23 protein-coding genes, 2 tRNA genes and 1 pseudogene are annotated in these 23,074 nt (G+C 65.7%); 18 read left to right on the top strand and 8 right to left on the bottom strand.

The annotated features are described in order from the left end of the window. Positions 1-70 precede the first annotated feature (70 nt). The gene (locus GKE62_RS01560; RefSeq protein WP_230206847.1) at positions 71-529 is read right to left on the bottom strand and encodes a hypothetical protein; all 459 of its coding nucleotides are present in this window, start codon (positions 527-529) and stop codon (positions 71-73) included. Positions 530-749: 220 nt separating this feature from the next. On the opposite strand from GKE62_RS01560, the gene GKE62_RS01555 reads away from it, so the two are divergent. Beyond that, positions 750-826 (top strand) — tRNA-Asp (locus GKE62_RS01555). 27 nt (positions 827-853) lie between these two features. Here the strand turns inward: GKE62_RS01555 and GKE62_RS01550 are convergent. The 4 genes from GKE62_RS01550 to GKE62_RS01535 form a co-directional block, all read right to left on the bottom strand. Then, the gene (locus tag GKE62_RS01550) at positions 854-1,060 is read right to left on the bottom strand and encodes a DUF2842 domain-containing protein (RefSeq protein WP_154690716.1); all 207 of its coding nucleotides are present in this window, start codon (positions 1,058-1,060) and stop codon (positions 854-856) included. Further along, a complete protein-coding gene (locus GKE62_RS01545) occupies positions 1,057-1,644 on the bottom strand; it encodes a 5-formyltetrahydrofolate cyclo-ligase (RefSeq protein ID WP_154690715.1) in 588 nt (195 codons plus the stop codon). The genes GKE62_RS01550 and GKE62_RS01545 overlap by 4 nt, the downstream gene beginning before the upstream one ends. 210 nt (positions 1,645-1,854) lie before the next feature. Next, the gene (locus GKE62_RS01540; RefSeq protein ID WP_154690714.1) at positions 1,855-2,178 is read right to left on the bottom strand and encodes a cell division protein ZapA; all 324 of its coding nucleotides are present in this window, start codon (positions 2,176-2,178) and stop codon (positions 1,855-1,857) included. Then, positions 2,175-2,381 (bottom strand): hypothetical protein, encoded by a 207-nt coding sequence (locus GKE62_RS01535; RefSeq protein WP_154690713.1) that lies wholly within the window; start codon positions 2,379-2,381, stop codon positions 2,175-2,177. Before GKE62_RS01535 ends, GKE62_RS01540 begins: the two co-directional genes overlap by 4 nt. Positions 2,382-2,592: 211 nt before the next feature. Between GKE62_RS01535 and tkt the strand changes: the two are divergent. The 6 genes and pseudogenes from tkt (at position 2,593) to GKE62_RS01505 (ending at position 9,275) form a co-directional block, all read left to right on the top strand. Continuing rightward, positions 2,593-4,568 (top strand): annotated as a pseudogene (gene tkt, locus GKE62_RS01530) (transketolase). A 14-nt stretch (positions 4,569-4,582) separates the two neighbouring features. Then, entirely contained in the window at positions 4,583-5,590 is a 1,008-nt protein-coding gene (gap, locus tag GKE62_RS01525; protein ID WP_154690712.1) for a type I glyceraldehyde-3-phosphate dehydrogenase, read from the top strand. Positions 5,591-5,641: 51 nt separating this feature from the next. Further along, the gene (gene pgk / locus GKE62_RS01520) at positions 5,642-6,829 is read left to right on the top strand and encodes a phosphoglycerate kinase (RefSeq protein WP_154690711.1); all 1,188 of its coding nucleotides are present in this window, start codon (positions 5,642-5,644) and stop codon (positions 6,827-6,829) included. After that, entirely contained in the window at positions 6,826-7,284 is a 459-nt protein-coding gene (locus GKE62_RS01515; RefSeq protein WP_154690710.1) for a PaaI family thioesterase, read from the top strand. Before pgk ends, GKE62_RS01515 begins: the two co-directional genes overlap by 4 nt. A 44-nt stretch (positions 7,285-7,328) precedes the next feature. Beyond that, the gene (locus GKE62_RS01510) at positions 7,329-8,219 is read left to right on the top strand and encodes a fructose bisphosphate aldolase (protein ID WP_195908691.1); all 891 of its coding nucleotides are present in this window, start codon (positions 7,329-7,331) and stop codon (positions 8,217-8,219) included. A gap of 78 nt (positions 8,220-8,297) precedes the next feature. Further along, positions 8,298-9,275, top strand: coding sequence for a hypothetical protein (locus tag GKE62_RS01505; protein ID WP_154690708.1), 978 nt, complete (start codon positions 8,298-8,300; stop codon positions 9,273-9,275). Positions 9,276-9,279: 4 nt separating this feature from the next. Here the strand turns inward: GKE62_RS01505 and GKE62_RS01500 are convergent, their stop codons facing one another. Further along, complete coding sequence (locus GKE62_RS01500; RefSeq protein WP_154690707.1) at positions 9,280-9,666, bottom strand: hypothetical protein; 387 nt, start codon at positions 9,664-9,666, stop codon at positions 9,280-9,282. Between the two features lie 77 nt (positions 9,667-9,743). On the opposite strand from GKE62_RS01500, the gene thiE reads away from it, so the two are divergent. From thiE to GKE62_RS01485, 3 genes are all read left to right on the top strand, one after another. After that, positions 9,744-10,379 (top strand): thiamine phosphate synthase, encoded by a 636-nt coding sequence (gene thiE / locus GKE62_RS01495; RefSeq protein ID WP_154690706.1) that lies wholly within the window; start codon positions 9,744-9,746, stop codon positions 10,377-10,379. Between the two features lie 70 nt (positions 10,380-10,449). Then, positions 10,450-11,649, top strand: coding sequence for a L,D-transpeptidase family protein (locus GKE62_RS01490; protein WP_154690705.1), 1,200 nt, complete (start codon positions 10,450-10,452; stop codon positions 11,647-11,649). A gap of 2 nt (positions 11,650-11,651) precedes the next feature. Beyond that, on the top strand, positions 11,652-12,284 hold the full coding sequence (locus GKE62_RS01485; RefSeq protein WP_154690704.1) for a M23 family metallopeptidase: 633 nt from the start codon (positions 11,652-11,654) through the stop codon (positions 12,282-12,284). Positions 12,285-12,298: 14 nt separating this feature from the next. Here the strand turns inward: GKE62_RS01485 and GKE62_RS01480 are convergent, their stop codons facing one another. Beyond that, on the bottom strand, positions 12,299-12,667 hold the full coding sequence (locus GKE62_RS01480) for a hypothetical protein (protein ID WP_154690703.1): 369 nt from the start codon (positions 12,665-12,667) through the stop codon (positions 12,299-12,301). A 164-nt stretch (positions 12,668-12,831) separates the two neighbouring features. On the opposite strand from GKE62_RS01480, the gene efp reads away from it, so the two are divergent. The 3 genes from efp to GKE62_RS01465 all read left to right on the top strand — a co-directional run bounded on the left by efp (position 12,832) and on the right by GKE62_RS01465 (position 14,369). Next, positions 12,832-13,395 carry an elongation factor P gene (gene efp, locus GKE62_RS01475; protein ID WP_154690702.1) on the top strand — a complete coding sequence of 188 codons (564 nt, stop codon included), beginning with the start codon at positions 12,832-12,834 and terminating at the stop codon, positions 13,393-13,395. A gap of 7 nt (positions 13,396-13,402) precedes the next feature. Further along, positions 13,403-14,230: an inositol monophosphatase family protein gene (locus GKE62_RS01470; RefSeq protein WP_154690701.1), complete on the top strand. Its 828-nt coding sequence runs from the start codon at positions 13,403-13,405 to the stop codon at positions 14,228-14,230. Positions 14,231-14,285: 55 nt separating this feature from the next. Next, positions 14,286-14,369, top strand: a tRNA-Leu gene (locus GKE62_RS01465). A 174-nt stretch (positions 14,370-14,543) separates the two neighbouring features. Here the strand turns inward: GKE62_RS01465 and GKE62_RS01460 are convergent. Then, positions 14,544-16,139 carry an isocitrate lyase gene (locus tag GKE62_RS01460; RefSeq protein WP_154690700.1) on the bottom strand — a complete coding sequence of 532 codons (1,596 nt, stop codon included), beginning with the start codon at positions 16,137-16,139 and terminating at the stop codon, positions 14,544-14,546. A 136-nt stretch (positions 16,140-16,275) separates the two neighbouring features. Here GKE62_RS01460 and GKE62_RS01455 point away from each other — a divergent pair, with 136 nt between their 5' ends. The 5 genes from GKE62_RS01455 to prsR all read left to right on the top strand — a co-directional run bounded on the left by GKE62_RS01455 (position 16,276) and on the right by prsR (position 23,048). Next, positions 16,276-17,652 carry a short-chain fatty acyl-CoA regulator family protein gene (locus tag GKE62_RS01455; RefSeq protein ID WP_154690699.1) on the top strand — a complete coding sequence of 459 codons (1,377 nt, stop codon included), beginning with the start codon at positions 16,276-16,278 and terminating at the stop codon, positions 17,650-17,652. 85 nt (positions 17,653-17,737) lie between these two features. Continuing rightward, positions 17,738-18,019 carry a hypothetical protein gene (locus GKE62_RS01450; RefSeq protein ID WP_154690698.1) on the top strand — a complete coding sequence of 94 codons (282 nt, stop codon included), beginning with the start codon at positions 17,738-17,740 and terminating at the stop codon, positions 18,017-18,019. Positions 18,020-18,162: 143 nt separating this feature from the next. After that, positions 18,163-19,551 (top strand): TIGR03013 family XrtA/PEP-CTERM system glycosyltransferase, encoded by a 1,389-nt coding sequence (locus GKE62_RS01445; RefSeq protein ID WP_154690697.1) that lies wholly within the window; start codon positions 18,163-18,165, stop codon positions 19,549-19,551. Beyond that, entirely contained in the window at positions 19,548-21,665 is a 2,118-nt protein-coding gene (gene prsK, locus GKE62_RS01440; protein WP_154690696.1) for an XrtA/PEP-CTERM system histidine kinase PrsK, read from the top strand. The genes GKE62_RS01445 and prsK overlap by 4 nt, the downstream gene beginning before the upstream one ends. 9 nt (positions 21,666-21,674) lie before the next feature. Continuing rightward, on the top strand, positions 21,675-23,048 hold the full coding sequence (gene prsR / locus GKE62_RS01435; protein ID WP_154690695.1) for a PEP-CTERM-box response regulator transcription factor: 1,374 nt from the start codon (positions 21,675-21,677) through the stop codon (positions 23,046-23,048). Positions 23,049-23,074 lie beyond the last annotated feature (26 nt).

The following is a 23,074-nucleotide window of genomic DNA, read 5'->3' as shown; positions in this document are numbered from 1 at the left end:
CTCTCAACTTCGGCTCGTTCGCTACGCGCCCAAGCCTGCGTGTTTCTCCCCTCACGTGGAGAGAGCTGGCCTAGCGGACGATGCCGCTCCAGGTCAGGCGGCCGCTGCCCGCCAGCGCGAGCTGCGGGGGCACGTTCCAGCGGATATGGGTGACGTCCTGCGGCGTGGCGTAGCGCCACACCGAACCGTCCTTGACGCGGAGCGTGTCCAGCTTGCCCCAACTGCGTCCGCCATCGACCGAGACGTCCTCGGTCCCCTGTGCGCTGCGCTCATAGGCGATCGTGCGGGGCAGGGGATTGGTGATGGTCAGGCGTTCGCCACGGCCCTGAGGGGCGCTCCACGAGACGACGTAGACTAGCCGGTCGCCGCGACGCAATGTGCGCGCCGGTTCGAGAACGCGAGCGCTCTCGCCTTTGCCGGTGGCGACTTCCCGCTCGACGTAGACGCTGTTGGCAACAGTCACCGGCGCAGCCTGCGCCGGCATCGTGCCCACAAGGATTGCCGCCATCGTGGCGAACTGGAATTTCATGCCGGTATGCCCCCGAACCCGTCCTGTGCGGGGTTGTTGCAGGCAAAGCCGAAGGAATGGTTAAGATCGCCGGCGGAAAGCGCGCCGCCGGCCCTGGCAACGTCTTGAAAGGCTAGGAAAAGCGGGGTTAACGCGAGGGATCGGCAAGGCCTGGAAACGCCCGGGCATCGCGGTTGACACCATCCCGGACGTGCCCTAGTGGCGCTGCTCCCAAGCACGCGCGGGTGTAGCTCAGTTGGTTAGAGCGCCGGCCTGTCACGCCGGAGGTCGCGGGTTCAAGTCCCGTCACTCGCGCCATTTACCGCTTGGAACGGCTTCCGATTTCTAGCGGAACCGCCCCGTCTCCATCCACTGCAGGAAGCGCCCCAGGGGCAGGATCCAGATCGTTCCGGCGATCAGATAGACCACCATCTGGGCCAGGACCGGCCACCGGCCGACCGGCGCGAGCACGGTTACCGCGACGATCGCATAGACGGCCAGCGCGGCCAGCATCGCCAGGATGCCGAAAGGCTTGCGCCAGCTCGGCTTCATGCCGCCAGCGCCCGGTCGAACGGACCGATCAGCCGCGTCGGGGTGACGATAGCGGCCAGAGGGCGGTCGTGCGGTTCGAGCGGCAGGGCGGGCACCTCCTGGCAATCCCAGGCCAGCCCGATCGCCAGCGCGTCGGGATGCGTCTCGAGCCAGCGATCGTAGTGTCCCGCGCCCATGCCCAGCCGCGCGCCGTCGCCGGTGAAGCCGACCAGGGGCACGAACACGACATCGGGAACGACCGGCGAGCCAGCGGCGGGCTGACGGACGCGCCACGGACCCGCCTCGAGGTTTTCGTCGAGGAACGGATTATCCCAGCCGCGAAACGCCATCGGACTCGCGCGGTCGGCGAACCAGGGCAGGGCAACCGTGTGCCCGTTCTCGAAAAACCAGCGGGCGTAACCGCTTGCCGGGGCTTCCTCGGGCGTTTCGGAATAAACCCCGATGACCGCGCCGGAAGGGATCAGCGCCTCGACCGGGCGCGGGGGGCGGCGGAACAGCAAGCCCCGCACCGCGTCTGGCAGGCCCGCGACATGCTCGCGCCGCGCCGCCCTCAGCCGGGCGCGCAAGGCCGCTTTGTCATCCATGCTGCGACCTCGTTGACCGATGGGTGACGGAACCACCATGGGCCGTTGCCGTGAAATCCTCTGACGCGTTCACGTCAGGTGGGAGCCATGTGTGCCAAACCTCGATGCGAAACCGCGGCCAGACCAGGGACAGCCCCCAATGGATTGCTTATAGCCTCAGGGATATCTGTCGGTTCGTACCGGGCAGTCCCGTCAGCCGCCAATGTAGGCCTAGCGGGCGGCAGCCTCAAGGGACGCGGCGAGATTTTCGATCCGGCGGGCCGCGGCGTCGATCCCGTCGGCGATCCTGGCCAGCGCCGGGCCGTTGTCGGGAGGGGCGGGCGCGCCGCCGCGCACCGTCATCTCGTGGATCTCGTCGGCCAGAAGCAGCGCCGCGAACAGCAGCATCCTGCTCTCGCTTTGCCCGGCGGCACCGCCCATCGCACGCAGCTTTTCGTCGATCCGGCGGCCGAGCATGGCGACGTGCTCTTCCTCGCCATCGGCCGAAGCGACGCTGTACTGGCGGCCGCCGATTTCCAGGCTGACGTTGCTCATTGCGGCATCCCGGTGAGGATTTCGTCGAGCTTGCGCAGCGAGCTGGCGACGCTCTGCTTGAGCTGGTCGTGGCGGTCGCGCAGCCCGTCATATTCCGCCGCATCGACCGAGCGGCCGTTGGGGAGCGCCTGCGCGGCGGATTCGGCGCGGGCGAGTGCCTTGTCGAGGCGGGCCAGCGCCTGATCGATCTTGCTGGTATCCATTGCCCGCAGAGCTAGCACAATCGGCGGGCGCGACAACCACCGCGCTGACGTCATGACGCTCTCCTGGCGCGGTTCGTGGCACGCGACTGTGGGAAACCCACAGCCTTGCGTCCCTTGACGCGCCCGGACCCCTTGCCCAAAGGGATCGCCCGAATCGTCCCCAAGTCGACTGCGACGGCCGGGCGTCCCCGCAGCAAGGCGAGCCTTCGCGATGACCATCGATCCGACCCGGCTCGCCCCCATGGCCAACGCTATCCGCGCCCTTGCGATGGACGCGGTCCAGGCCGCCAATTCGGGCCATCCGGGCATGCCGATGGGGATGGCCGACGTCGCAACGGTCCTGTGGACAAAATATCTGCGGCACGACCCCGCCGACCCCGCCTGGCCTGATCGCGACCGCTTCGTGCTCTCGGCCGGGCACGGCTCGATGCTGCTTTACGCGCTGCTCCACCTCACCGGCTATGCCCGCCCGACGATCGAGGACATTCGCAACTTCCGCCAGCTCGGCAGCCCGTGCGCGGGGCATCCCGAAAACTTCGAGCTGGCCGGGGTCGAGTGCACGACCGGGCCGCTGGGGCAGGGCCTGGCGATGGCGGTGGGCATGGCGATCGCGGAGCGCCACCTCAACGCCACCTTCGGCGCCGAGGTGGTCGACCACCGCACCTGGGTGATCGCGGGCGACGGTTGCCTGATGGAAGGCATCAACCACGAGGCGATCGGGCTCGCCGGGCATCTCAAGCTCGGCCGGCTCAACGTGCTGTGGGACGACAACCGCATCACCATCGACGGGCCGACCTCGCTTTCGACCAGCGAGGACATTCCCGCGCGCTACCGGGCCAGCGGCTGGCATGTCGTCGCCTGCGACGGCCACGACTTCGCCGACATCGCCCGCGCCATCGACAAGGCGCTGGCCGACCCGCGCCCCTCGCTGATCGCCTGCCACACCATCATCGGCAAGGGCGCGCCCAACAAGCAGGGCAGCCACGACGTCCATGGCGCTCCCCTGGGCGCCGAGGAGATCGCCGCGGCACGCGAAGCGCTGGGGTGGACCTCGCCGCCGTTCGAGATTCCGGCCGGCATCGCCGCGGATTGGCGCGATGCGGGAGCGGTGGGACGCGACAGGAACGCCGAATGGCGTGCAAGGCTCGCCGCTTCGGACAATGAAGCAGCAGTAATCGCGCAACTGGGGGGCAATTGCCGCCTTTGACGGGCTTTGCCGACTACCTGACCAGGATCGCCGCCGACCAACCTACCATCGCCACGCGCAAGGCGAGCGAGAACGCGCTCCAGGTCCTCACCGCCGATGTGCCCGCGATGCTGGGCGGATCGGCTGATTTGACGGGCTCGAACAACACCAAAACATCCTCGACCAAGCCTTTGAATTCCGATGATTATTCGGGCCGCTACGTCTATTACGGGATCCGCGAGTTCGGGATGGCGGCCGCGATGAACGGGATGGCTCTGCACGGCGGGGTGATCCCCTATGGCGGCACCTTCCTGGTGTTCAGCGACTATTGCCGCAACGCCATCCGCATGTCCGCCCTCCAACGCGCCCGAGTGGTCTACGTGATGACCCACGACAGCATCGGCCTGGGCGAAGACGGCCCGACGCACCAGCCTATCGAGCACATCGCCTCGCTGCGCGCGATGCCCGGACTGACCGTTTTCCGACCCGCCGACGCGCTCGAAACCGCCGAGTGCTGGCAGTTGGCGCTGGAGAACGCGACCGGGCCGTCGCTGTTGGCCCTGACCCGGCAAAACCTGCCTGCGCAGCGCCGCGATGCGCGCGAAAACCTAAGCGCCAAAGGGGCTTACCGGCTGGTTTCGGCGATGGCGCCGCGCCGCGCGATCCTGATCGCCACCGGCTCGGAGGTTTCGCTGGCGGTCGATGTCGCCGCCGCGCTCGAGGCGCGGGGGATCGGCGCGGACGTCGTCTCGATGCCCTCGTGGGAGGTCTTCGAAGCCCAGGATGCGGCCTATCGCGATGGTCTCCTCCCGTCCGATACGCTGCGCGTCTCGATCGAGGCGGGCACCACCTTCGGCTGGGAACGCTACACGATGCCGCACGGCCTGCGTATCGGCATCGACCGCTACGGCGCCTCCGCCCCGGCCAAGGACCTCTTCGTCAAGTTCGGCTTCACGGTCGAGGCGATCGTACCGAAAATTCTTGCTAAACTAGGATCCTAGAAGGAGCTTCTCGCATGGCGACCAAGGTTGCGATCAATGGTTTCGGGCGGATCGGGCGCAACGTCGCGCGCGCCGTCCTGGAATGCACCGACCACGACCTCGAACTCGTTTCGGTCAACGATCTCGCCGACGCCAAGTCGAACGCGATGCTGTTCCAGCGCGATTCGGTCCACGGCAAATTCGCGGGGACAGTCGAAGTCGACGGCAACGATCTGATTATCAACGGCAAGCGCATCCACGTCACCGCCGAGCGCGATCCCGCCGCCCTGCCGCACGCCGCACACGGGGTCGACATCGCGCTGGAGTGCACCGGCTTCTTCACCGACCGCGCCTCCTGCGAAAAGCACCTGGCCGCCGGGGCGAAGCGCGTGCTGATTTCGGCGCCCGGCAAGAACGTTGATCTGACAGTGGTTTACGGCGTCAATCACGACAAGTTGACCGCCGCGCACACGATCGTCTCCAACGCCTCGTGCACCACCAACTGCCTCGCGCCGTTCGCCAAGGTGCTTAACGACGCGATCGGCATCGAGCGCGGGCTGATGACCACGATCCACGCCTACACCAACGACCAGAAGATCCTCGACCAGATCCATTCGGACATGCGCCGGGCGCGGGCGGCGGGGATGAGCATGATCCCGACCACCACCGGCGCCGCGCGCGCGGTCGGCGAGGTGCTGCCTGAGCTCAAGGGCAAACTCGACGGCTCTGCGATCCGCGTGCCAACGCCCAACGTCTCGGTCGTCGACCTGACCTTCACGCCCAAGCGCGACACCACCAAGGATGAGGTCAATCAACTGCTTAAGGCTGCATCCGAAGGTCCTCTCAAGGGCATTCTCGGCTATACCGACGAGCCGCTGGTTTCGATCGACTTCAACCACGACAGCCACAGTTCGACCATCGACAGCCTCGAAACTACGGTGATCGATGGCAAGCTCGTCCGCGTCCTCAGCTGGTACGACAACGAATGGGGCTTTTCCAACCGCATGGTCGATACCGCGGGGGTCATGGCGGGGCTGTTGTGAGCCGCTACAGCTCACTCGACTTTTTGCGAGATGAGCGGACCAGGTGATTGAATGACAAAGTTTAAGACCCTCGACGATCTTGGCGACGTCCGCGGCAAGGCCGTACTGGTCCGCGAGGATCTCAACGTGCCGATGGCCGATGGCCGGGTGACTGACGACACCCGCGTGCGCGCTGCGATGCCGACGGTGCTCGAGCTGGCGGATCGCGGTGCCAAAGTGCTGATTCTGGCGCATTTCGGACGGCCCAAGGGCACGGCGGACGAGCGGTATTCGCTGCGTCAGGTGGTCCCGGCGCTGTCCGCGGTGCTGGGGCGTCCGGTCAGTTTCGTCGCCGCCGGCGAGCAGCCGGATCTCGCTGACGGCCAGATCGCGGTGATCGAAAACACCCGTTTCGATCCGGGCGAGGAAGCCAACGATCCGGCGCTCATTCAAAAGCTCGCCAGCCTTGGCGACGTCTACGTCAACGATGCGTTTTCCGCCGCACATCGCGCCCATGCTTCGACCGAGGGGCTGGCGCACGTGCTGCCCGCCTATGCCGGGCGGGCGATGCAGGCGGAACTGGAGGCGCTGGAAAAGGCCCTGGGTCAGCCCGAGCATCCGGTTGCCGCGGTCGTCGGCGGGGCGAAGGTCTCGAGCAAGCTCGATGTGTTGCGCCATCTGGTCGGCAAGGTCGATCATCTGATCATCGGCGGGGGCATGGCCAACACTTTCCTCGCGGCGCGCGGAGTAAGCGTGGGTAAGTCGTTGTGCGAACACGATTTAACCGAAACCGCCGAACAGATCCTCACTGCCGCCGATGCAGCAGGATGCACCGTTCATCTGCCCTACGACGTGGTCGTCTCCCGCGAATTCGCGGCCAACCCGCCTTCGTTGCGCACCTGCAACGTCCACGAAGTCGCCGCCGACGAGATGATCCTCGACATCGGACCCGCCGCGGTCGAGGCGCTGGCGGACGTCCTCAAGACCTGCCGCACGCTCGTCTGGAACGGCCCGCTCGGCGCCTTCGAGACCCCGCCCTTCGATGCCGCCACCGTTGCGCTCGCGCGGACCGCGGCGGCGCTTACCGGCGAAGGCTCGCTGGTGTCGGTGGCGGGCGGTGGGGACACCGTTGCGGCGCTCAACCACGCCGGGGTGGCCGACCGGTTCAGCTACGTCTCGACCGCGGGCGGCGCGTTCCTCGAATGGATGGAAGGCAAGACCCTGCCGGGCGTCGCTGCGCTGGAAGCGGCCTCCCGATGAGCGAGGACCAAGCGGTATCGATCGACGACCGGCTCAAGCTCGTCACCGAGGGCGAGTTCGCGGGCTGGTCCACCTGGCACAGCGACGCCTTCGAGCAGCGCGCCGGACCGTTCTATGAGCGACATGACGCCGACGGCCGCGGGATCGCCGCCTTCCGCGCCGAACCGCGGCACATGAACGGCGGCGGTTTCATGCACGGCGGCTGCCTGATGACCTTTGCCGATTCCGCGATTTTCACCTTCGCGCGCGATGCCCTGGCGGGCGACCACGCTGTGACAGTCAATCTGTCGGGCGACTTCCTCGATTCCGCACGCGTGGGCGAGCTGATCGAGGCGACCGGCGAGGTCACGCGAGCCGGCGGCAAGACGATCTTCGTTCGGGGCATCGCCACCGCCGACGGCCGGCCTGTGCTCAGCTTCACCGCGATCATCAAGAAGGTCGGCAAGCGAGACTGAATCTCCGTAGACTAATACAAAGGAATACAATGCAATACGCAGAGATGCTTGAACGCGTTCGCAAGGGAAACGGGTTCATCGCCGCGCTCGATCAATCGGGCGGATCGACCCCCAAGGCTCTCGCGGGCTATGGCATCGAGGAAGGCGCCTGGTCCGACGATCACGGCATGTTCGCGCTGATCCACGCGATGCGCAGCCGAATCATCAAGTCGACATGCTTTACTGGCGAGAAGGTGCTCGGGGCGATCCTGTTCGAACGGACGATGGATGGAACGGTCGATGGCCGACCGGTTCCCGCCGCGCTGATCGAAAAGGGCGTCGTGCCGTTCATCAAGATCGACAAGGGGCTCGAGGACGAAGCCGACGGTGTCCAATTGATGAAACCCATGCCCGAACTCGACGCCTTGCTGGACAAGGCCAAGGCGTTGGGGGTGTTCGGGACCAAGGAGCGCTCGGTGATCAATTCGGCGAACCCCGCGGGGATCGCCGCGATCGTCGCGCAGCAGTTCGAAATCGGGCATCAGGTGCTGGCGAAGGGCATGATGCCGATCCTCGAACCCGAGATCGCCATCAAGAGCGCGACGCGGGCCGAATGCGACACGTTGATGAAGGCTGAAATACTCAAGCATCTCGAAAACTTGAGCGGCGAGATGCAAGTCATGCTCAAGCTCAGCCTGCCGGTGGTGCCGGGCACGTTCGACGCACTCGTCGACCATCCTAGGGTGCTCAAGGTCGTCGCGCTTTCGGGGGGATATTCCAGGCCCGAGGCCTGCGCCGAACTTGCGAAAAACCGTGGGATCATCGCCAGTTTCAGCCGCGCGCTACTCGAAGACCTGCGCCACCAGATGAGCGACGACGAGTTTTCGGGAGCACTCGCCGCGGCGATCGACGAGATTCACGCTGGCTCGACGCGGAAGGTAGGCGTAATCGCATAGTTCATGCGATCGACGCGCATTTTGGCGACGGTATGCGCGGCGACCGCGCTAGGTTCGTGCGGAGGCGGGGGAGGTTCCGTGGCCCCGCCGGTGGCGGTCGTCACGCCCGCCCCAACACCCTCTCCGCCGCCCTCTCCGACGCCGACACCCGGTCCGGCCTTGCTCGAGCGCGACGTGCTGCCCGCACAGACCGATCCGGCCATTACGCTGGCGCTGTCCGCTCATTTCGCGGTCCGACCGGCATCGGGCGTGACGCCAGCAGGAAGGCTGTTCGTAATGCTCCCCGGCACCGGAGCGATTCCGCGCTTCTATCGCGAGATCGTCCGCACCGGCGCGACGCGCGGCTATCATGGAATAGGCCTGACTTATCCCAACGACGTCTCGGTGGGCGATCGTTGCGCGGCCAGCGCGGATCCCGATTGCGCCGGCAAAGTTCGACGCGAGGTCGTCACGGGGGAGGACACCAGCACGCTGATCGCGATCCCGCGCGCCGAATCGATCGCGGGCCGGCTCGGCTCGCTGATCGGCTATCTCGAGCGGACCTATCCGGGCGAAGGCTGGGGTCAGTTCCTCGTCGGAGGCCAGCCCGACTGGTCGAAGATCGTCGTTGCCGGGCATTCGCAGGGTGGCGGCCACGCAGGGTACATGGCCAAGTTGTTCGCGCTCGAGCGATCGGTCATGTTCTCGGCGCCCGGCGATACCGGGCTGACCGCGGGATCGAACGCGACCTGGTATTCTCTACCCAACGTCACTCCGCTCTCGCGCCAATTCGGGTTCACACACACCGGCGACGAGTTGATTCCTTTCGGTTTCGTGCTGCTGAATTGGCGTGCGATCGGCATCGACCAGTTTGGCGGCGCGGTCTCGGTCGATGGAGCGGCTGCACCATTCGGGGGTTCGCACCAGCTTTCGACGAGCGTGCCCCCCAATCCAGCGGCTCTGGGTCTGGTCTTCGCGCCGCAGCACGCCTCGCCGGCTGTCGATGCGGCGACGCCGCTGACCCTGGCCGGGGATCTGCTGTACCGCCCGGTCTGGACCTATCTGGCGTTTCCTTGACGGCTTAAACGCCGCCGTCGAAGCGGAAGCCGAAGCGATACTGGCTCGGCGCGAAGATCGCGTCGGTTCGGCGCGGTGGCTGGACATCGGCAAGGGTCAGGGTGCCATCGGCGACCGCGAGCGGCTTGCCCGAGACGATTTCGCGGGTCGCAGTGCCCGCGCCGGTGGCGATGCGCACGGACAGGCGCACTTCGCCCGCCCAGACGCATTGGACGTTCATCGGGCAACGGCTGTCGGCGAGCACCTTCAGTGGCGTCACTCGCGGCCCGCCGACGTTCACGGTCTGGCCAAACCGGGCGTAGGTCAGGCCGTTGCCGTTGTGGGGATCGACCGGAACGGTGGCGCACGAAGCCAGCGCCAGCGGAGCGAGCAGAAGCAGGGCGTTTCTCATAGCCACGACAATCGCATCAGGTGGTGAACGGTTCCGGAATGCTTGGCTCAGCCCTGCGACAACGATAGGGGGCGGGCATGCCCGAACCCTCCTGCCAGCTTTACCTGATTTCACCGCCTGACGTGTCTGGCGGCTTTGCCGATCGCTTGACGCGAGCGCTGGACGCCGGGCCGGTCGCGGCGTTCCAGTTCCGGGTCAAGCGCGTGGACGAACACGAGGCGGCCAAACTGGCTGAGCCGCTCCAACGGATTTGCGCAGACGCCGGTTGCGCGTTCATCGTCAACGACAGCATTGCGCTCGCGCGGCGGCTGGGCGCCGACGGGGTGCACCTGGGGCAACAGGATGGCTCGGTCGCCGAAGCGCGCGAGCGGCTCGGACGAGAGGCTCAGATCGGCGTGACGTGTCACGCCAGCCGCCATCTGGCGATGGAAGCGGGCGAGGCGGGGGCCGACTACGTCGCCTTCGGCGCGTTCTTCCCGAGCGAGACGAAGGTGAGCGAACACCGACCCGATCTCGAGCTGCTCGAATTCTGGTCGGCGGTGTTCGAGCTGCCTTGCGTCGCGATCGGCGGAATAACCCCCGCCAATTGTGCGCCGCTCGTCGCCGCGGGAGCCGATTTTCTCGCGGTCAGCCACGCCGTCTGGGGCGCCGACGAAGCAGCCGCCGTTGCTGCGTTTCATCGGGCGATCGCCGAGGTCTCAAGCCTCTCCTGAAGTCTCTGCGGACCCAAGCGCGCACTCGGTCGTTAACCCACGATACGGTTCGCCAGCTTTGGGATCATCCATGCGCAAAATTTTATTCGCTTCGCCTTTCGCCCTCGCGGTGGCCGCCTGCGGACTCAACGGAACCGATCATGCGGATAAGCAATCCGACGCGAAATCCGCCACATCGCAGGCAACTTCTCAAGCGGCTGCGGAAGATCCGCTGCTTAGCCACGATCCCACCGGCAACGCGCCGCTCGATCCTGTGCTCGCCGATGACAAGCCGCGTCCGGAAATGCAGGCGCAAGTCGTGCTCGACCGGTTGGGGTTTACCCCGGGCGTGGTCGACGGGGCGATCGGCATGTCGACGCACAATGCGCTGAGGGGCTTTCAGCTGGCCAACGACCTCGAGGATACGGGAGAACTGGACGACGCGACGAGACGAGCGCTCGGGCAATGGTCGAATATCCCGGCCACACGCGTCGTGACGATCCCATCTGAATTCGCCGCGGGTCCGTTTTTCGTGATCCCGAAAGACCCTCAGGACGAAGCCAAGATGTCGGTCCTCGGGTATGAGTCGCTCGACGAAAAGCTCGCCGAGCGGTTTCACACCACCGTCGCGGTGTTGAAGGAGCTTAATGCAAACGCGGCGCCGATGCCGAGCACGTCACCGACGCCAACCCCGACTCCAAGCGAAACCGCGAGCGGGGCGACGTTCACCCCGCAGCCGGGTCCGCCATCGTACTTCCATGCCGGACAGCAGATCCGGGTGCCCAATGTGGGCGCAGACCGGATCGATCCGGGCCTGGTCACCGACTCGGCTTGGCTGGCGACCTTGCAGATGCTCGGGGTAGGAACGGTTCAGCCCAAGGCGGACAAGATTGTCGTCGACAAATCGGCGGGCACGCTGTTCGCCTACGATTCCGCCGGGAAGCTGGTTGCGGCATTCACCGCGACGATGGGCTCGACCCACGATCCGCTGCCGCTGGGCGACTGGAAAATCCTGGGGGTCAGCAAGAACCCGCCGTTTCACTACAACCCCGCATTGTTCTGGGATGCGAAGGCTGGCGACGAGAAGGCGAAGCTACCGCCAGGACCCAACGGGCCCGTCGGCGTCGCCTGGATCGACCTGTCGAAAGAACATTACGGCATCCATGGCACACCTCATCCCGAAACGATTGGTCGTGCCGAAAGCCATGGCTGCGTCCGCCTGACCAATTGGGACGTCGCGCGACTTTCCCAGATGGTCTCGGGATCGACCAAGGTCAGCTTCGTGGCCTGACCATGAGCGATTGGCGCCGCACCGCGAAAATCATTTCGACAACCTTTTTGGTCACCTCTGCCGGGTGGCTGATCGGTGGAGCGATCCTGTTTGCTGGACTGCGTCACGCGGATAACCGCGCCGAGCCATTGCCTGTTGCCAACGCGGGATCCGCGTCCACCGCCAAGCTCGCCCCGGCGGTAGTCGCTACAGTAGAGGTTCCGCGCTTGCTAATCCCCGTCGCCGGGGTGAGCAGGGCGCAACTCGTGGATACCTTTACCCAATCGCGCGAAGGTGGAGCGCGCGCCCACAACGCCATCGACATCCTGGCACCACGGGGAACGCCGGTGATCGCGGCGGCGGCCGGTACGGTTGAGAAGCTGTTCGTCTCGGGGCGGGGTGGCAATACAATCTACGTCCGCTCGCCCCCGCGAACCCTTATTTACTACTATGCCCACCTCGACGCTTATGCGCCCGGCCTGGCCGAGGGTCAGACAGTGACCCAGGGACAGGTGCTCGGCACGGTGGGATCGACCGGCGACGCCAGCCCGGACGCGCCGCATCTGCATTTCGAGATACAACAGACCGGGGCCGCGGGGGGCTGGTGGCAGCACACCGCATCGCTCAACCCCTATCCCTACTTGAGGCGGCAGTAGGACCAGCGGCCCGATCAGTGCTTGTCGGAATTGCGGCTCAGGATGCAGCGGGTGGGGCCGGGCAATCCATCGGGACCGATCACGCGCAGAAAGCTATCGCGAACTCGGACCAGTCTGGTTCCAGCCAAGGGCCCGGAGGTCAGCTCCGCTATATCGCCAGTGAGCAGATACGTGCCCCGCGTACCGTCGATGGCGACATAGCGGGACGCGGTGGTGATCGCGAAACTCGCGGCGGCATCGGTGACGGGCGCTTGCGTTGCGTCCGAACCGGGACGTTCGCAGACGTATCGTCCCAGCGTCAGCGTCGCCAGCCGTCCTGGTCCCGCAGCGAGCGGGGCTGCAACGCACAACGTGGCGGCAAGGATCACGATACGGCGAAGCACGCGGCCAACTCCTTCAACATGCTGATTTCGTGCGGATGATCCTCCACCGCTACGCGCACAGGCCTAACACTGCCTGAACCGCTTCGCCACCCTGCTTGCCCCGCCGCACCCGCTCGGCTAGGGGCTGCGCCCGACCGCACCTTCCGAACAAGGCTCTTTCCACCATGAAGATCTCCGGCGTGGACATCCGTCCCGGCAACATTCTCGAATATGAAAAGGGCATCTGGAAGGTCGCCAAGACGCAGCACACCCAGCCGGGCAAGGGCGGGGCGTTCATGCAGGTCGAGATGAAGAACCTGATCGATGGGCGCAAGACCAACGTACGCTTTCGCAGCCAGGACACCGTCGAGCGTGTCCGGCTGGATACCAAGGACTTCCAGTACCTCTATGCCGAGGGCGAAAGCCTGGTGTTCATGGACAAGGACACTTACGATCAGATCCAGCTTCCATCCGACCTTTTGGGCGATGCCGCGGCGTTCCTTCAGGACGGCATGGAAGTGAGCCTCGAGATGTGGGAAGATCGCCCGATCTCGGTCCAGTTGCCCGATCAGGTCGAGGCGACGATCGTCGAGGCCGACGCGGTGGTCAAAGGCCAGACCGCGAGCTCCAGCTTCAAGCCTGCGCTGCTCGATAACGGCGTGCGGGTGATGGTCCCCCCGCACATCGGCAGCGGCACGCGGATCGTCGTCGATGTCTATGAGCGGACTTACGTCGGCAAGGTGAGCTAGACTCACCATGGCGGTTGTTTCAGGTCTGATCAGGGTGATGGAAAAGGCGGCACGCAAGGCGGGCCAGCGCCTGCGCCGCGATTTCGGCGAGGTCGAGCATCTCCAGGTCAGCCGCAAAGGGCCCTCCGATTTCGTTTCGAAGGCCGATCAGGCCTCCGAGCGCACAATCTACGACGAATTGCGCCAGGCTCGCCCCGACTGGGGCTTTTTGCTGGAGGAGGCGGGAGAAATCCACGGTGCGCCCGGCAAGCCGCGTTGGGTGGTCGATCCGCTCGACGGCACCAGCAACTTTCTCCACGGGATGCCGCACTTCGCGATCTCGATCGCGGCGCAGGAGGCCAAGCCCGATGGCTCGGGCTGGGGCGATGTGATCGCCGGGTTGGTCTATCAGCCGATCACCGACGAGAGCTTCTGGGCCGAGAAGACCCGCGGGGCCTGGCTCCAGGACAAGCGTTTGCGCGTCTCGGCGCGACGGCGGATCGACGAGGCTCTGGTCGCCACGGGCATCCCCTATGGCGGGCACGGCAACTTCGCCCACTGGACCGCGGTCGCCAACGCGATCGGACCGCAGGTTGCAGGCATTCGGCGCTTCGGGGCGGCCTCGCTCGATCTCGCGTGGGTCGCCGCCGGCCGCTACGACGGGTTTTGGGAAGAAGACCTTGCGCCGTGGGATACGGCCGCGGGCTGCCTGCTGGTGCGCGAAGCGGGCGGTTTCGTCACCGATTTCCGCGGCCGCTCGCAGCCGATCTGCGACTCGGAGGTGCTCGCGGGCAACGACGCGCTGCATTCCAAGCTGCACAAGGTACTGGTCGGCGCGCTCAAACCGGCGGCTTGACGTTGCGCCTTGATGGAATTGGGGGCCGCGTTTAAGGCCGCCCCCGCGCTCAGGGGCCCCTGTGGCGGAATGGTAGACGCGAACGACTCAAAATCGTTTGTCGAGAGACGTGCCCGTTCGAGTCGGGCCAGGGGCACCAACACCTTGAAGTGCAAGCCGACGTTCGCGCGCCCGGCGTCGGGGACAAGCCGTGGGAGGCTGCGAACAAGTTTACGGCCGCCAGGGGCTGTTACCCCTGACGGCCGCGTTTCTCCCTCCCCAGGAGCTGGTTCGGCTGTCCTTCAGGCGGTTTTCCGCTCTCTCCCCGCAGTTTCTAGGCTGCGAACTGGTTCATCGTGTTGTGCGCGCCGCCCGCCTTGAGCGCAGCTTCGCCGGCGAAGTAGTCTTTGTGATCGTCCCCGATGTCGCTGCCGCTCATGTTCTGATGACGAACGCAGGCGATACCCTGGCGGATTTCCTCGCGCTGAACGTTTTTGACGTAGCCCAGCATTCCGGCCTCGCCGAAATACTCGCGTGCGAGGTTGTCGGTGCTGAGCGCCGCGGTGTGATACGTCGGCAGAGTGATCAGGTGATGGAAGATGCCCGCCCGCTTGGCCGCGTCGCGCTGGAAGGTGCGAATACGGTTGTCGGCTTCCACTGCCAATTCATCTTGATCGTACTCAGCGCTCATGAGCTTCGCGCGATCATAGCCCGCCATATTCTGACCTTCCGCAAGCCAGGCATCGTACACCTGCTGGCGGAAATTGAGGGTCCAGTTGAAGCTTGGCGAATTATTATAAGCTAGCTTGGCGTTGGGCACGACCTCACGGATGCGATCCACCATACCGGCGATCTGCTCGATGTGCGGCTTTTCGGTCTCGATCCAGATCAGGTCCGCGCCATTCTGCAGGCTGGTGATGCAATCGAGCACGCAGCGGTCCTCGCCGGTGCCGGGGCGGAACTGGTAGAGATTGCTCGGCAAGCGCTTGGGCCGAAGCAGCTTGCCCCCGCGATTGATGATGACGTCGCCGTTGGCCTGAGCGATGTCGGCAATCTCGTCGCAATCGAGGAACGCGTTGTACTGGTCGCCGATGTCGCCCGGCTCCTTGGAGAACGCGATCTGCTTGGTCAGCCCCGCGCCAAGGCTGTCGGTCCGCGCCACGATGATCCCGTCGTCGACGCCAAGCTCGAGGAAGGCGTAGCGGCAGGCCCGGATCTTGGCGAGAAAGTCTTCGTGCGGGACGGTGACCTTGCCGTCTTGATGACCGCACTGCTTCTCGTCCGAGACCTGGTTCTCGATCTGGAGCGCGCAGGCACCGGCCTCGATCATCTTCTTGGCGAGAAGATAGGTCGCCTCGGCGTTGCCGAAACCGGCGTCGATATCGGCGATGATCGGAACGACGTGGGTTTCGTGGTTGTCGATCGCGTTCTGGATACGCGCCGCCTCGACTTCGTTGCCGCATTCGCGGGCCTTGTCGAGCTCGCGGAACAGCATGCCCAGTTCGCGGGCGTCGGCCTGGCGGAGGAACGTATAAATTTCCTCGATCAGCGCGGGAACGCTGGTCTTCTCGTGCATCGACTGGTCGGGCAGGGGGCCGAAATCGCTGCGCAGCGCGGCGATCATCCAGCCGGAGAGGTAGATGTAACGGCCCTTGGTGGTGCCGAAGTGCTTCTTGATCGAGATCATCTTTTGCTGGGCGATGAAGCCGTGCCAGCAGCCGAGGGACTGGGTGTATGCGGCGGGATCGGCGTCGTAGGCCGCCATGTCGGCGCGCATGATCCCGGCGGTGTAGCGGGCGATGTCGAGACCGGTACGAAAGCGGTTCTGGGCGCGCATCCGGGCGACGGATTCGGCGCCGATCCCGTCCCAGGTGCCGTTGTGGCGCCGGATCAGATCGTCGGTCTGCGCGATGTCTTGCGAATAGGTCATGGTACCCTCGAAAAAGCTGTCGCTCGGGCAGTAGCACTGTCTCCGAAGGGGGTGGTAATACATCTTACAAAAAGTTATGTGCTATTGCAGTAAAGCCGCGCATCGGGCGTGTGGTTTTGTATGAAAGTTTACACGAGTGGCCGAGCAATCCCTGTTCGCAGGACCGACCGTTCGCCGCATTCGCCGGCGGGAGGGAATGACCCAGGCGGCGATGGCGACCACGCTGGGCATTTCGTCCAGTTACCTCAACCTGATCGAGCGCAACCAACGACCGCTTTCCGCGCGACTGCTGCTGGCGATGGCCCAGCACTTCGACTTCGATCCGCGCTCGCTGGGCAGCCACGAGGAAGCCGGCGGAGTCGATGGCTTGCGCCGCCGCCTGACCGATACGCTGTTCGACGATCTCGCGATCGATCGCGACGAAGTCGTCGAGTGGCTCAACGCCGCGCCCCAAGCGGCGGTTGCGTTCGCGCGGCTCTATGATCGCGCCGGATCCTCGCGCGAGGGCGAAGCGCGGGATTCCAGGCTGCTCGCGCGCCGCGAGATCGAGCGTTGGCGCAACCACTTTGCCGATCTCGACGCCGCGGCCGAAGAACTGGCCGACGAACTGCGCCTTTCCGAGGGCGAGATCGGCGCCGCGATGGCCGAGCGCTTGCGCCGCCGCCACCAGCTCTCCCTGCGCATCCTACCCGCCAGCGTCATGCCCGATCACCTCAGGCGGCTCGATCTGCATGCGCGCCAGCTCCAGTTGGCCGAGATGCTCGACCCGGCCTCGCGAACGTTCCAGATCGCGGTGCAGCTCGCCCAGCTCGAGCAGCGCGACGCAGTCCGCGCCTTGGTCGATGGCGCCGGACTCGCCGATCGCGCGGCGCAGCGCCTGGTCCAGCGCCATCTCTTCGCCTACTTCGCCGCTGCACTGATCATGCCCTACGGCCGATTTCTGAGAGCTTGCGAGACGAGCGGCTACGACATCCCGCTGCTCCAGCGCCGCTTCGGGGTGGGGTTCGAGCAACTCGCCCATCGCCTCACGACGCTGCAGCGGGTCGGGCAGCGGGGGCTGCCTTTCTTCATGCTGCGGATCGACCGCGCCGGACAGATTTCCAAGCGTTTCGCCGGTGCGAGCGGGGCGGTGTTCTTCGAAAGCCCCGCGTCTTGCCCATTGTGGAGCGCCCACGCCGCGTTCGAGCGCGCCGGTCGGATGGTGGTCGAACAGGTCGCGCTGGAGGACGGCACGCGTTGGTTCTCGCTGGCCCGGACCGTCCAGGCGAGTGGGGCAAGCCGGGGCGGGCAGGCGGATTTCGTGGTCGTGCTGGGTCTGGAAGCGTCTTTGGCGGGGCAATTGGCGGCGGCGCGGGGCCAATCGCTGCGCGCAGAGGATGCCACCCCGATTGGACCGGGCTGCGCGCGGTGCCATCGCCCGGCGTGCATGCAACGCTCGTTGCCGCCGCTCGGCGCGTCCTTGCAGTTCGATGACCGCGCGCTGGGCCTGACCCCATTCGGATTCTCCGGTTAACCTTCGCTGCCGGAACCGCACAGGGCGGCGCGGCGTTGTCGGATCGCAAGCGGCTCTCGCGAGGGAGCGCAGAAGGGGACAAGACATGGCCGAAGAACGCATTACCGAGGTCGAAACACCCTCGGGTAACACCCATACCACGCACACCGTGGTCGAAAGCGGCGGGAGCGGCGGGTCGGGATGGCTGATCGCCATCGTCCTGATCCTGGCGGTGCTGGTCGGTGGTTATTTCCTGATGCAGAGCACGAATGCTTCGGCCAACAAGGATAACGCAATCGCCGGCGCAGCTCAGGATGTCGGCGATGCCGCCAACAAGGTGGGCGACGCCGCCCAGGATGCGGTCAAGAAGATCGACGACGGCAAGTAGGCCTTGGGACGCCACGACTGACGCTTTTTCTTACACCGCGCGGCAGCCCCGCGCGGTGTAAAATTTACCGACATTTTACCCCTCGCCCCTAGACCGGCCAAGTTCCGCGGATTGCCCGCGAGCCAAGCGAGGTCGAGACGGCGATGATCCGCCTTTTCAAACACTACGTCCCGCACGCAGTGCTGCTGCTCGGCATGGTCGACGTGGTGTTGCTGATGCTTTCCGGCGAGCTTGGCTGGGTCATTCGTGCGCGCCAGATCGAAATCGACCCCGGACACTTTTCTAGCCGCCTCGTCCAGCTCTTCAGTTTCGCGGCGCTGATCGAAATGGCGATGATTGCGGTCGGGGTCTACGGCCCCGACGCGCTGCGTTCGATGCGCTATGCCGCCGCGCGGCTGCTGGTCGCCGTGAGCCTCGGGATCATCGCGCTTTCGGCATTCTACTTCCTGGTCCCGGAGCGTTCGCTGTGGCGATCGAACCTGTTCTACGCGATGTTCATCGCCATCTGCCTGCTGTTCGCCAACCGGCTTCTGCTCGGCTCGCTGCTGGGGGCCGCGGCGTTCCGGCGCCGGGTGCTGGTCCTCGGCTCGGGCAACCGGGCCGAGCGCTTGCGCAAGCTGGGCGAGCGGCCCGAGGCCGGCTTCGCGATCGTCGGCTTCGTCGCGATGAGCGACCGGCGTCCGGTGGTCGAGGAGGCGATTCCGCGCGCGGTGCTCACCGACCTCACCCGCCACGTCGAGAACCTGGGAGTCAGCGAGGTCGTCCTGGCGCTCGAGGAGCGGCGCAACGCGCTGCCGCTCAAGGACCTGTTGCGGATCAAGACCGCCGGGGTTCACGTCAACGATTACTCGTCGTTTCTCGAGCGCGAGACTGGACGGGTCGATCTTGACACCCTCAACCCCAGTTGGCTGATCTTCTCGGACGGGTTTTCGTCCGGACGAATGGTGTCGAGCGCGGCCAAGCGGGTGTTCGACATCGCCGCCAGTCTGCTGCTACTGCTGTTCACCGTGCCGGTCATCGCGCTGTTCGCGGCGCTGGTAAAGCTCGACAGCGAAGGCCCGGCGTTCTTCCGCCAGACCCGCATCGGGCTTTACGGGCAAAGCTTCGATCTGCTCAAGCTGCGCTCGATGCGGACCGACGCGGAGGCCGACGGCCAGGCCCAGTTCGCGCAGGCCAACGATCCACGTGTGACCCGCATTGGGCGCTTCATCCGGCGGGTGCGGATCGACGAGCTGCCCCAGGCCTGGAGCGTGCTGAAAGGCGAGATGAGCTTCGTCGGCCCGCGTCCCGAGCGGCCCGAATTCGTCGCCGGTCTCGAAGACAAGCTGACTTATTACGCGGAGCGCCACATGGTGAAGCCGGGAATCACCGGGTGGGCGCAGATCAATTATCCATACGGCGCCAATCTCGAGGATTCGCGACATAAGCTCGAATACGATCTCTACTACGCCAAGAACTACACGCCTTTCCTCGACCTCCTGATCATTCTCCAGACGCTACGCGTGGTGTTGTGGCACGAGGGTGCACGATGAGCTGGGTCGCGGCCGAATTCTGGTCGTCGCTGGCCGGGGCATTCGTATGCGCGGTTGCGGGGGCGTGGCTGTATCAGCGCGACGACGACCGGCCCGGGCGCGACGTGACCCTGGCGACGCTTGGCGCATCGGCGCTGTGGGGGGTCGTTACCTCGGCGATGGGGGGCGATAGCGCAGCGGCGGCCTTGGCGGAGACGGTCCGCAACCTCGCCTGGCTCGCGTTCCTGCATGGTCTGATTTCGCAAGGTGGACGCAGCCCGGGCATCGCCGGGGTGCGGCCGATGCTCGTCGTCCTGACTTGTGTCGAGCTGCTTCATCCCGTGGTGCGCCTGGTTGCGGCCAACGCACCCGCAGCCCATCCGCTTCAAGACACCGCGTTCGAAATGACGGTGTTCTTTCGCATGATGGTCATCACTGGCGGCCTGGTCCTGGTTCACAACGTCTACGGGCTGGAACGCGAGCTCGGCCGCTCGGCTCTGCGCTGGAGCGCGTCGGCGCTGGGCGCGGTGTGGTTGTGCGATCTCAACTTCTACGTCATCGCATGGCTCGGCGACGCCCAACCCGAGGCAATGGCGGTGCTCAGGGGGCTAGTCCTCGTGCCGGTCGGGATGATGCTGGTTATCGCCCGCACGCGCAGCGCCGAACGCCGGCTCCGGCCGTCGCGGGCGATGGCCTTTCAGTCGCTGTCGCTGCTGGTGATCGGCGGCTACCTGGTGACGATGGTCGGCGCGGCGCAGTCGCTCGCCTGGCTCGGCGATACTGCGCCGCCGCTCGCACAAGTCGGCTTTGTCTTCACCAGTGCGGTGCTCGCGCTGATCGTGCTGCCTTCAGGGCGGGTGCGCGGATGGATGAAGGTCACGGTGACCAAGCATCTGTTCCAACACCGTTACGATTATCGCGCCGAGTGGCTGCGCTTCACCCAGACGATTGGCCGGGGCGATAGCGGCACGACGCTGGAAGAGCGCACCATCCAGGCGATCGCCGACATTACCGACAGCACCGCCGGTTTGCTTTTGGTGCCCGGCGACCGCGGCGAACTCACGCTGGCGGCGCGCTGGCAGTGGCGCACGCTCGACGTGCCCGCCGAGGCGATGACCGGTGAAGCGCGGCAGTTTTTCGAGCGCGAGGGCTTCATTGTCGATTGCGACGCGGTTCGGCGCGGCATTGCGCCGCACGGGGAAGCGGCGATCGTGCCCGAGTGGCTGCTCGACGAGCCGCGCGCGTGGGCGCTGGTCCCGTTGCTTCACTTCGAGCGTCTGGTGGGCGTGATCGTGCTTGCCCGCCCGGCGCACGAGCGCGAACTCGATTGGGAAGACTTCGACCTGCTGCGCGTCGCCGGACGTCAGCTCGCCAGCTATCTGGCCGAGCACGCCGGGCAGGAGGCACTGCTGGATGCCAGCCGGTTCGACGAGTTCAACCGCCGGATCGCGTTCGTCATGCACGACGTGAAGAATCTGGCGAGCCAACTGACCCTGCTATGCCGCAATGCCGAGCGCCACGGCGACAATCCCGCGTTCCGGGCCGACATGCAGATCACCGTGCGCAACGCGGCGGAAAAGCTGAACGGCCTGATCGCGAAGCTTTCGCGCTATGGCGCCAACCCGCTGGAGCGGATGGAAGAGATCGATCCGGTCGCAATCGCTGCCGCCGTGGCCGCGCGCCAAGGACAGGCCCATCCCATCGTCGTTGCGGACGCCGCATCGCGCGTACGCGCTATCGGCAATCGCGAGACTCTGGAACAAGTGCTCGTCCATCTCGTCCAGAACGCGATCGACGCCAGCGAGAACGATGCTCCGATCACGCTCGTGGTGCGCAGCGAAGGACTTCACGCGGCCATCGAGGTGATCGATTCGGGCACGGGCATGAGCCCGGATTTCGTCCGGAACCGGCTGTTCAAGCCCTTCGTCTCGACCAAGCCGGGTGGCTTCGGGATCGGCGCGTTCGAGGCGCGCGAACTCGTCAGAGCGATGCAGGGCCGGCTCGATGTCGAGTCTCGCGAAGGGCTAGGCAGCCGCTTCGTGATCCGTCTGCCGCTGGCCGAGGCTGCCGGACTGCTCGAGCGCTTCAAGGAAAGCAGCGTGGCTGCGGACCCCGCAGAGAAACTGATCGCATGAGGTCGTATTATGTCTGACTCCGCCAGCACGCCGCTGCCCAAGCTGCTCATCGTCGAGGACGACCCCGGGCTCCAGGCACAGCTCAAATGGGCCTACGAGGACTTCGAGGTGATCGTCGCGGGCGACCGTGCAAGTGCGATCGCCGCCCTGCGGTCCGAGGAACCCGCGGTGGTTACGCTCGACCTTGGCCTGCCGCCGGATCCCGATGGAACGAGCGAAGGCTTCGCGATCCTGGACGAGATCATGGCGCTCAAGCCGGACACCAAAGTGGTGGTGGCATCGGGACATGGCGCCCGCCAAAGTGCGCAGACCGCGATCGCCAAGGGCGCCTACGATTTCTACCAGAAGCCGGTCGATATCGAATCGCTCGGCATGATCGTCCGCCGCGCGCTGCATCTCCACAAGATCGAGAGCGAGAACCGCGCGCTGGCCGAGCGCAGCGACGAGGGCAACAAGGTGCTTGGCGGACTGATCACCGCCGCGCCCGAAATGGTCCGCGTCGCCCGCACGATCGAGCGGGTGGCCAACACCAGCGTCTCGGTGATGCTGCTCGGTGCGAGCGGGACCGGCAAGGAACTGCTCGCCAAGGGACTGCACGACGCCAGCGACCGTTCGAAGGGCAACTTCGTAGCGATCAACTGCGCCGCGATTCCCGAGAACCTGCTCGAAAGCGAACTGTTCGGGCACGAGAAGGGCGCCTTCACCGGCGCGGTCAAGACCACCGAGGGCAAGATCGAACTGGCCGACGGCGGCACGCTGTTCCTCGACGAAGTCGGCGACATCCCGCTCCCGCTCCAGGTCAAGCTGTTGCGGTTCCTGCAGGAACGCACGATCGAGCGGATCGGCGGGCGGCGCTCGATCGCGGTCGACACGCGGATCGTCTGCGCCACCCACCAGGATCTCGAGGCGATGATCGGCGACGGACGGTTCCGCGAGGACCTGTTCTATCGTTTGGCCGAGATCGTCATCAAGATTCCCAGCCTGGCCGAACGCCCCGGCGACGCCGCGCTGCTCGCCAAGGCGTTTCTCGCCCGCTTCGCGCGCGAGATGAACCCCTCGGTAAAGGGCTTCGCGCCCGATGCGCTTGCCGCGATCGATGGCTGGGGCTGGCCGGGCAACGTCCGCGAGCTGGAAAACCGGGTGAAGCGCGCGGTGATCATGGCCGACGCCAAGCTGATCGCCGCCGAGGATCTCGATCTGGCTCCGAGCGACGAGGGGGAGGCCCCGCTCAACCTCAAGTCGGCGCGCGAGCATGCCGACCGCAAGGTGATCCGCCATGCCCTGGCGCGCAGCGAAGGCAATATCTCGAGCACCGCGCGGATGCTTGGGATCAGCCGGCCGACGCTGTACGACCTGCTCAAGCAATACGCGATCCACGCCTGAGCCGCGACCGCCAGCCTCCGGTAAAT

Origin of the sequence: Novosphingobium sp. Gsoil 351 (assembly GCF_009707465.1) — a bacterium.
Taxonomy (GTDB): domain Bacteria; phylum Pseudomonadota; class Alphaproteobacteria; order Sphingomonadales; family Sphingomonadaceae; genus Novosphingobium.
Note: the sequence above shows the minus strand (reverse complement) of the source record. Positions and strands in the feature narration are given on the sequence as shown.

Excerpts from the sequence above, each read along its gene's own strand:
- GKE62_RS01460 (WP_154690700.1), bottom strand. The coding sequence starts at position 16,139 with ATGACCTATTCGCAAGACATCGCGCAGACCGACGATCTGATCCGGCGC.
- GKE62_RS01550 (WP_154690716.1), bottom strand. The coding sequence starts at position 1,060 with ATGAAGCCGAGCTGGCGCAAGCCTTTCGGCATCCTGGCGATGCTGGCC.
- GKE62_RS01470 (WP_154690701.1), top strand. The coding sequence starts at position 13,403 with ATGGCGGTTGTTTCAGGTCTGATCAGGGTGATGGAAAAGGCGGCACGC.
- GKE62_RS01515 (WP_154690710.1), top strand. The coding sequence starts at position 6,826 with ATGAGCGAGGACCAAGCGGTATCGATCGACGACCGGCTCAAGCTCGTC.
- efp (WP_154690702.1), top strand. The coding sequence starts at position 12,832 with ATGAAGATCTCCGGCGTGGACATCCGTCCCGGCAACATTCTCGAATAT.
- GKE62_RS01545 (WP_154690715.1), bottom strand. The coding sequence starts at position 1,644 with ATGGATGACAAAGCGGCCTTGCGCGCCCGGCTGAGGGCGGCGCGGCGC.
- GKE62_RS01445 (WP_154690697.1), top strand. The coding sequence starts at position 18,163 with ATGATCCGCCTTTTCAAACACTACGTCCCGCACGCAGTGCTGCTGCTC.
- GKE62_RS01485 (WP_154690704.1), top strand. The coding sequence starts at position 11,652 with ATGAGCGATTGGCGCCGCACCGCGAAAATCATTTCGACAACCTTTTTG.
- GKE62_RS01560 (WP_230206847.1), bottom strand. The coding sequence starts at position 529 with ATGAAATTCCAGTTCGCCACGATGGCGGCAATCCTTGTGGGCACGATG.
- prsR (WP_154690695.1), top strand. The coding sequence starts at position 21,675 with ATGTCTGACTCCGCCAGCACGCCGCTGCCCAAGCTGCTCATCGTCGAG.
- gap (WP_154690712.1), top strand. The coding sequence starts at position 4,583 with ATGGCGACCAAGGTTGCGATCAATGGTTTCGGGCGGATCGGGCGCAAC.
- GKE62_RS01535 (WP_154690713.1), bottom strand. The coding sequence starts at position 2,381 with ATGGATACCAGCAAGATCGATCAGGCGCTGGCCCGCCTCGACAAGGCA.
- GKE62_RS01500 (WP_154690707.1), bottom strand. The coding sequence starts at position 9,666 with ATGAGAAACGCCCTGCTTCTGCTCGCTCCGCTGGCGCTGGCTTCGTGC.
- pgk (WP_154690711.1), top strand. The coding sequence starts at position 5,642 with ATGACAAAGTTTAAGACCCTCGACGATCTTGGCGACGTCCGCGGCAAG.
- prsK (WP_154690696.1), top strand. The coding sequence starts at position 19,548 with ATGAGCTGGGTCGCGGCCGAATTCTGGTCGTCGCTGGCCGGGGCATTC.
- GKE62_RS01510 (WP_195908691.1), top strand. The coding sequence starts at position 7,329 with ATGCTTGAACGCGTTCGCAAGGGAAACGGGTTCATCGCCGCGCTCGAT.
- thiE (WP_154690706.1), top strand. The coding sequence starts at position 9,744 with ATGCCCGAACCCTCCTGCCAGCTTTACCTGATTTCACCGCCTGACGTG.
- GKE62_RS01490 (WP_154690705.1), top strand. The coding sequence starts at position 10,450 with ATGCGCAAAATTTTATTCGCTTCGCCTTTCGCCCTCGCGGTGGCCGCC.
- GKE62_RS01540 (WP_154690714.1), bottom strand. The coding sequence starts at position 2,178 with ATGAGCAACGTCAGCCTGGAAATCGGCGGCCGCCAGTACAGCGTCGCT.
- GKE62_RS01450 (WP_154690698.1), top strand. The coding sequence starts at position 17,738 with ATGGCCGAAGAACGCATTACCGAGGTCGAAACACCCTCGGGTAACACC.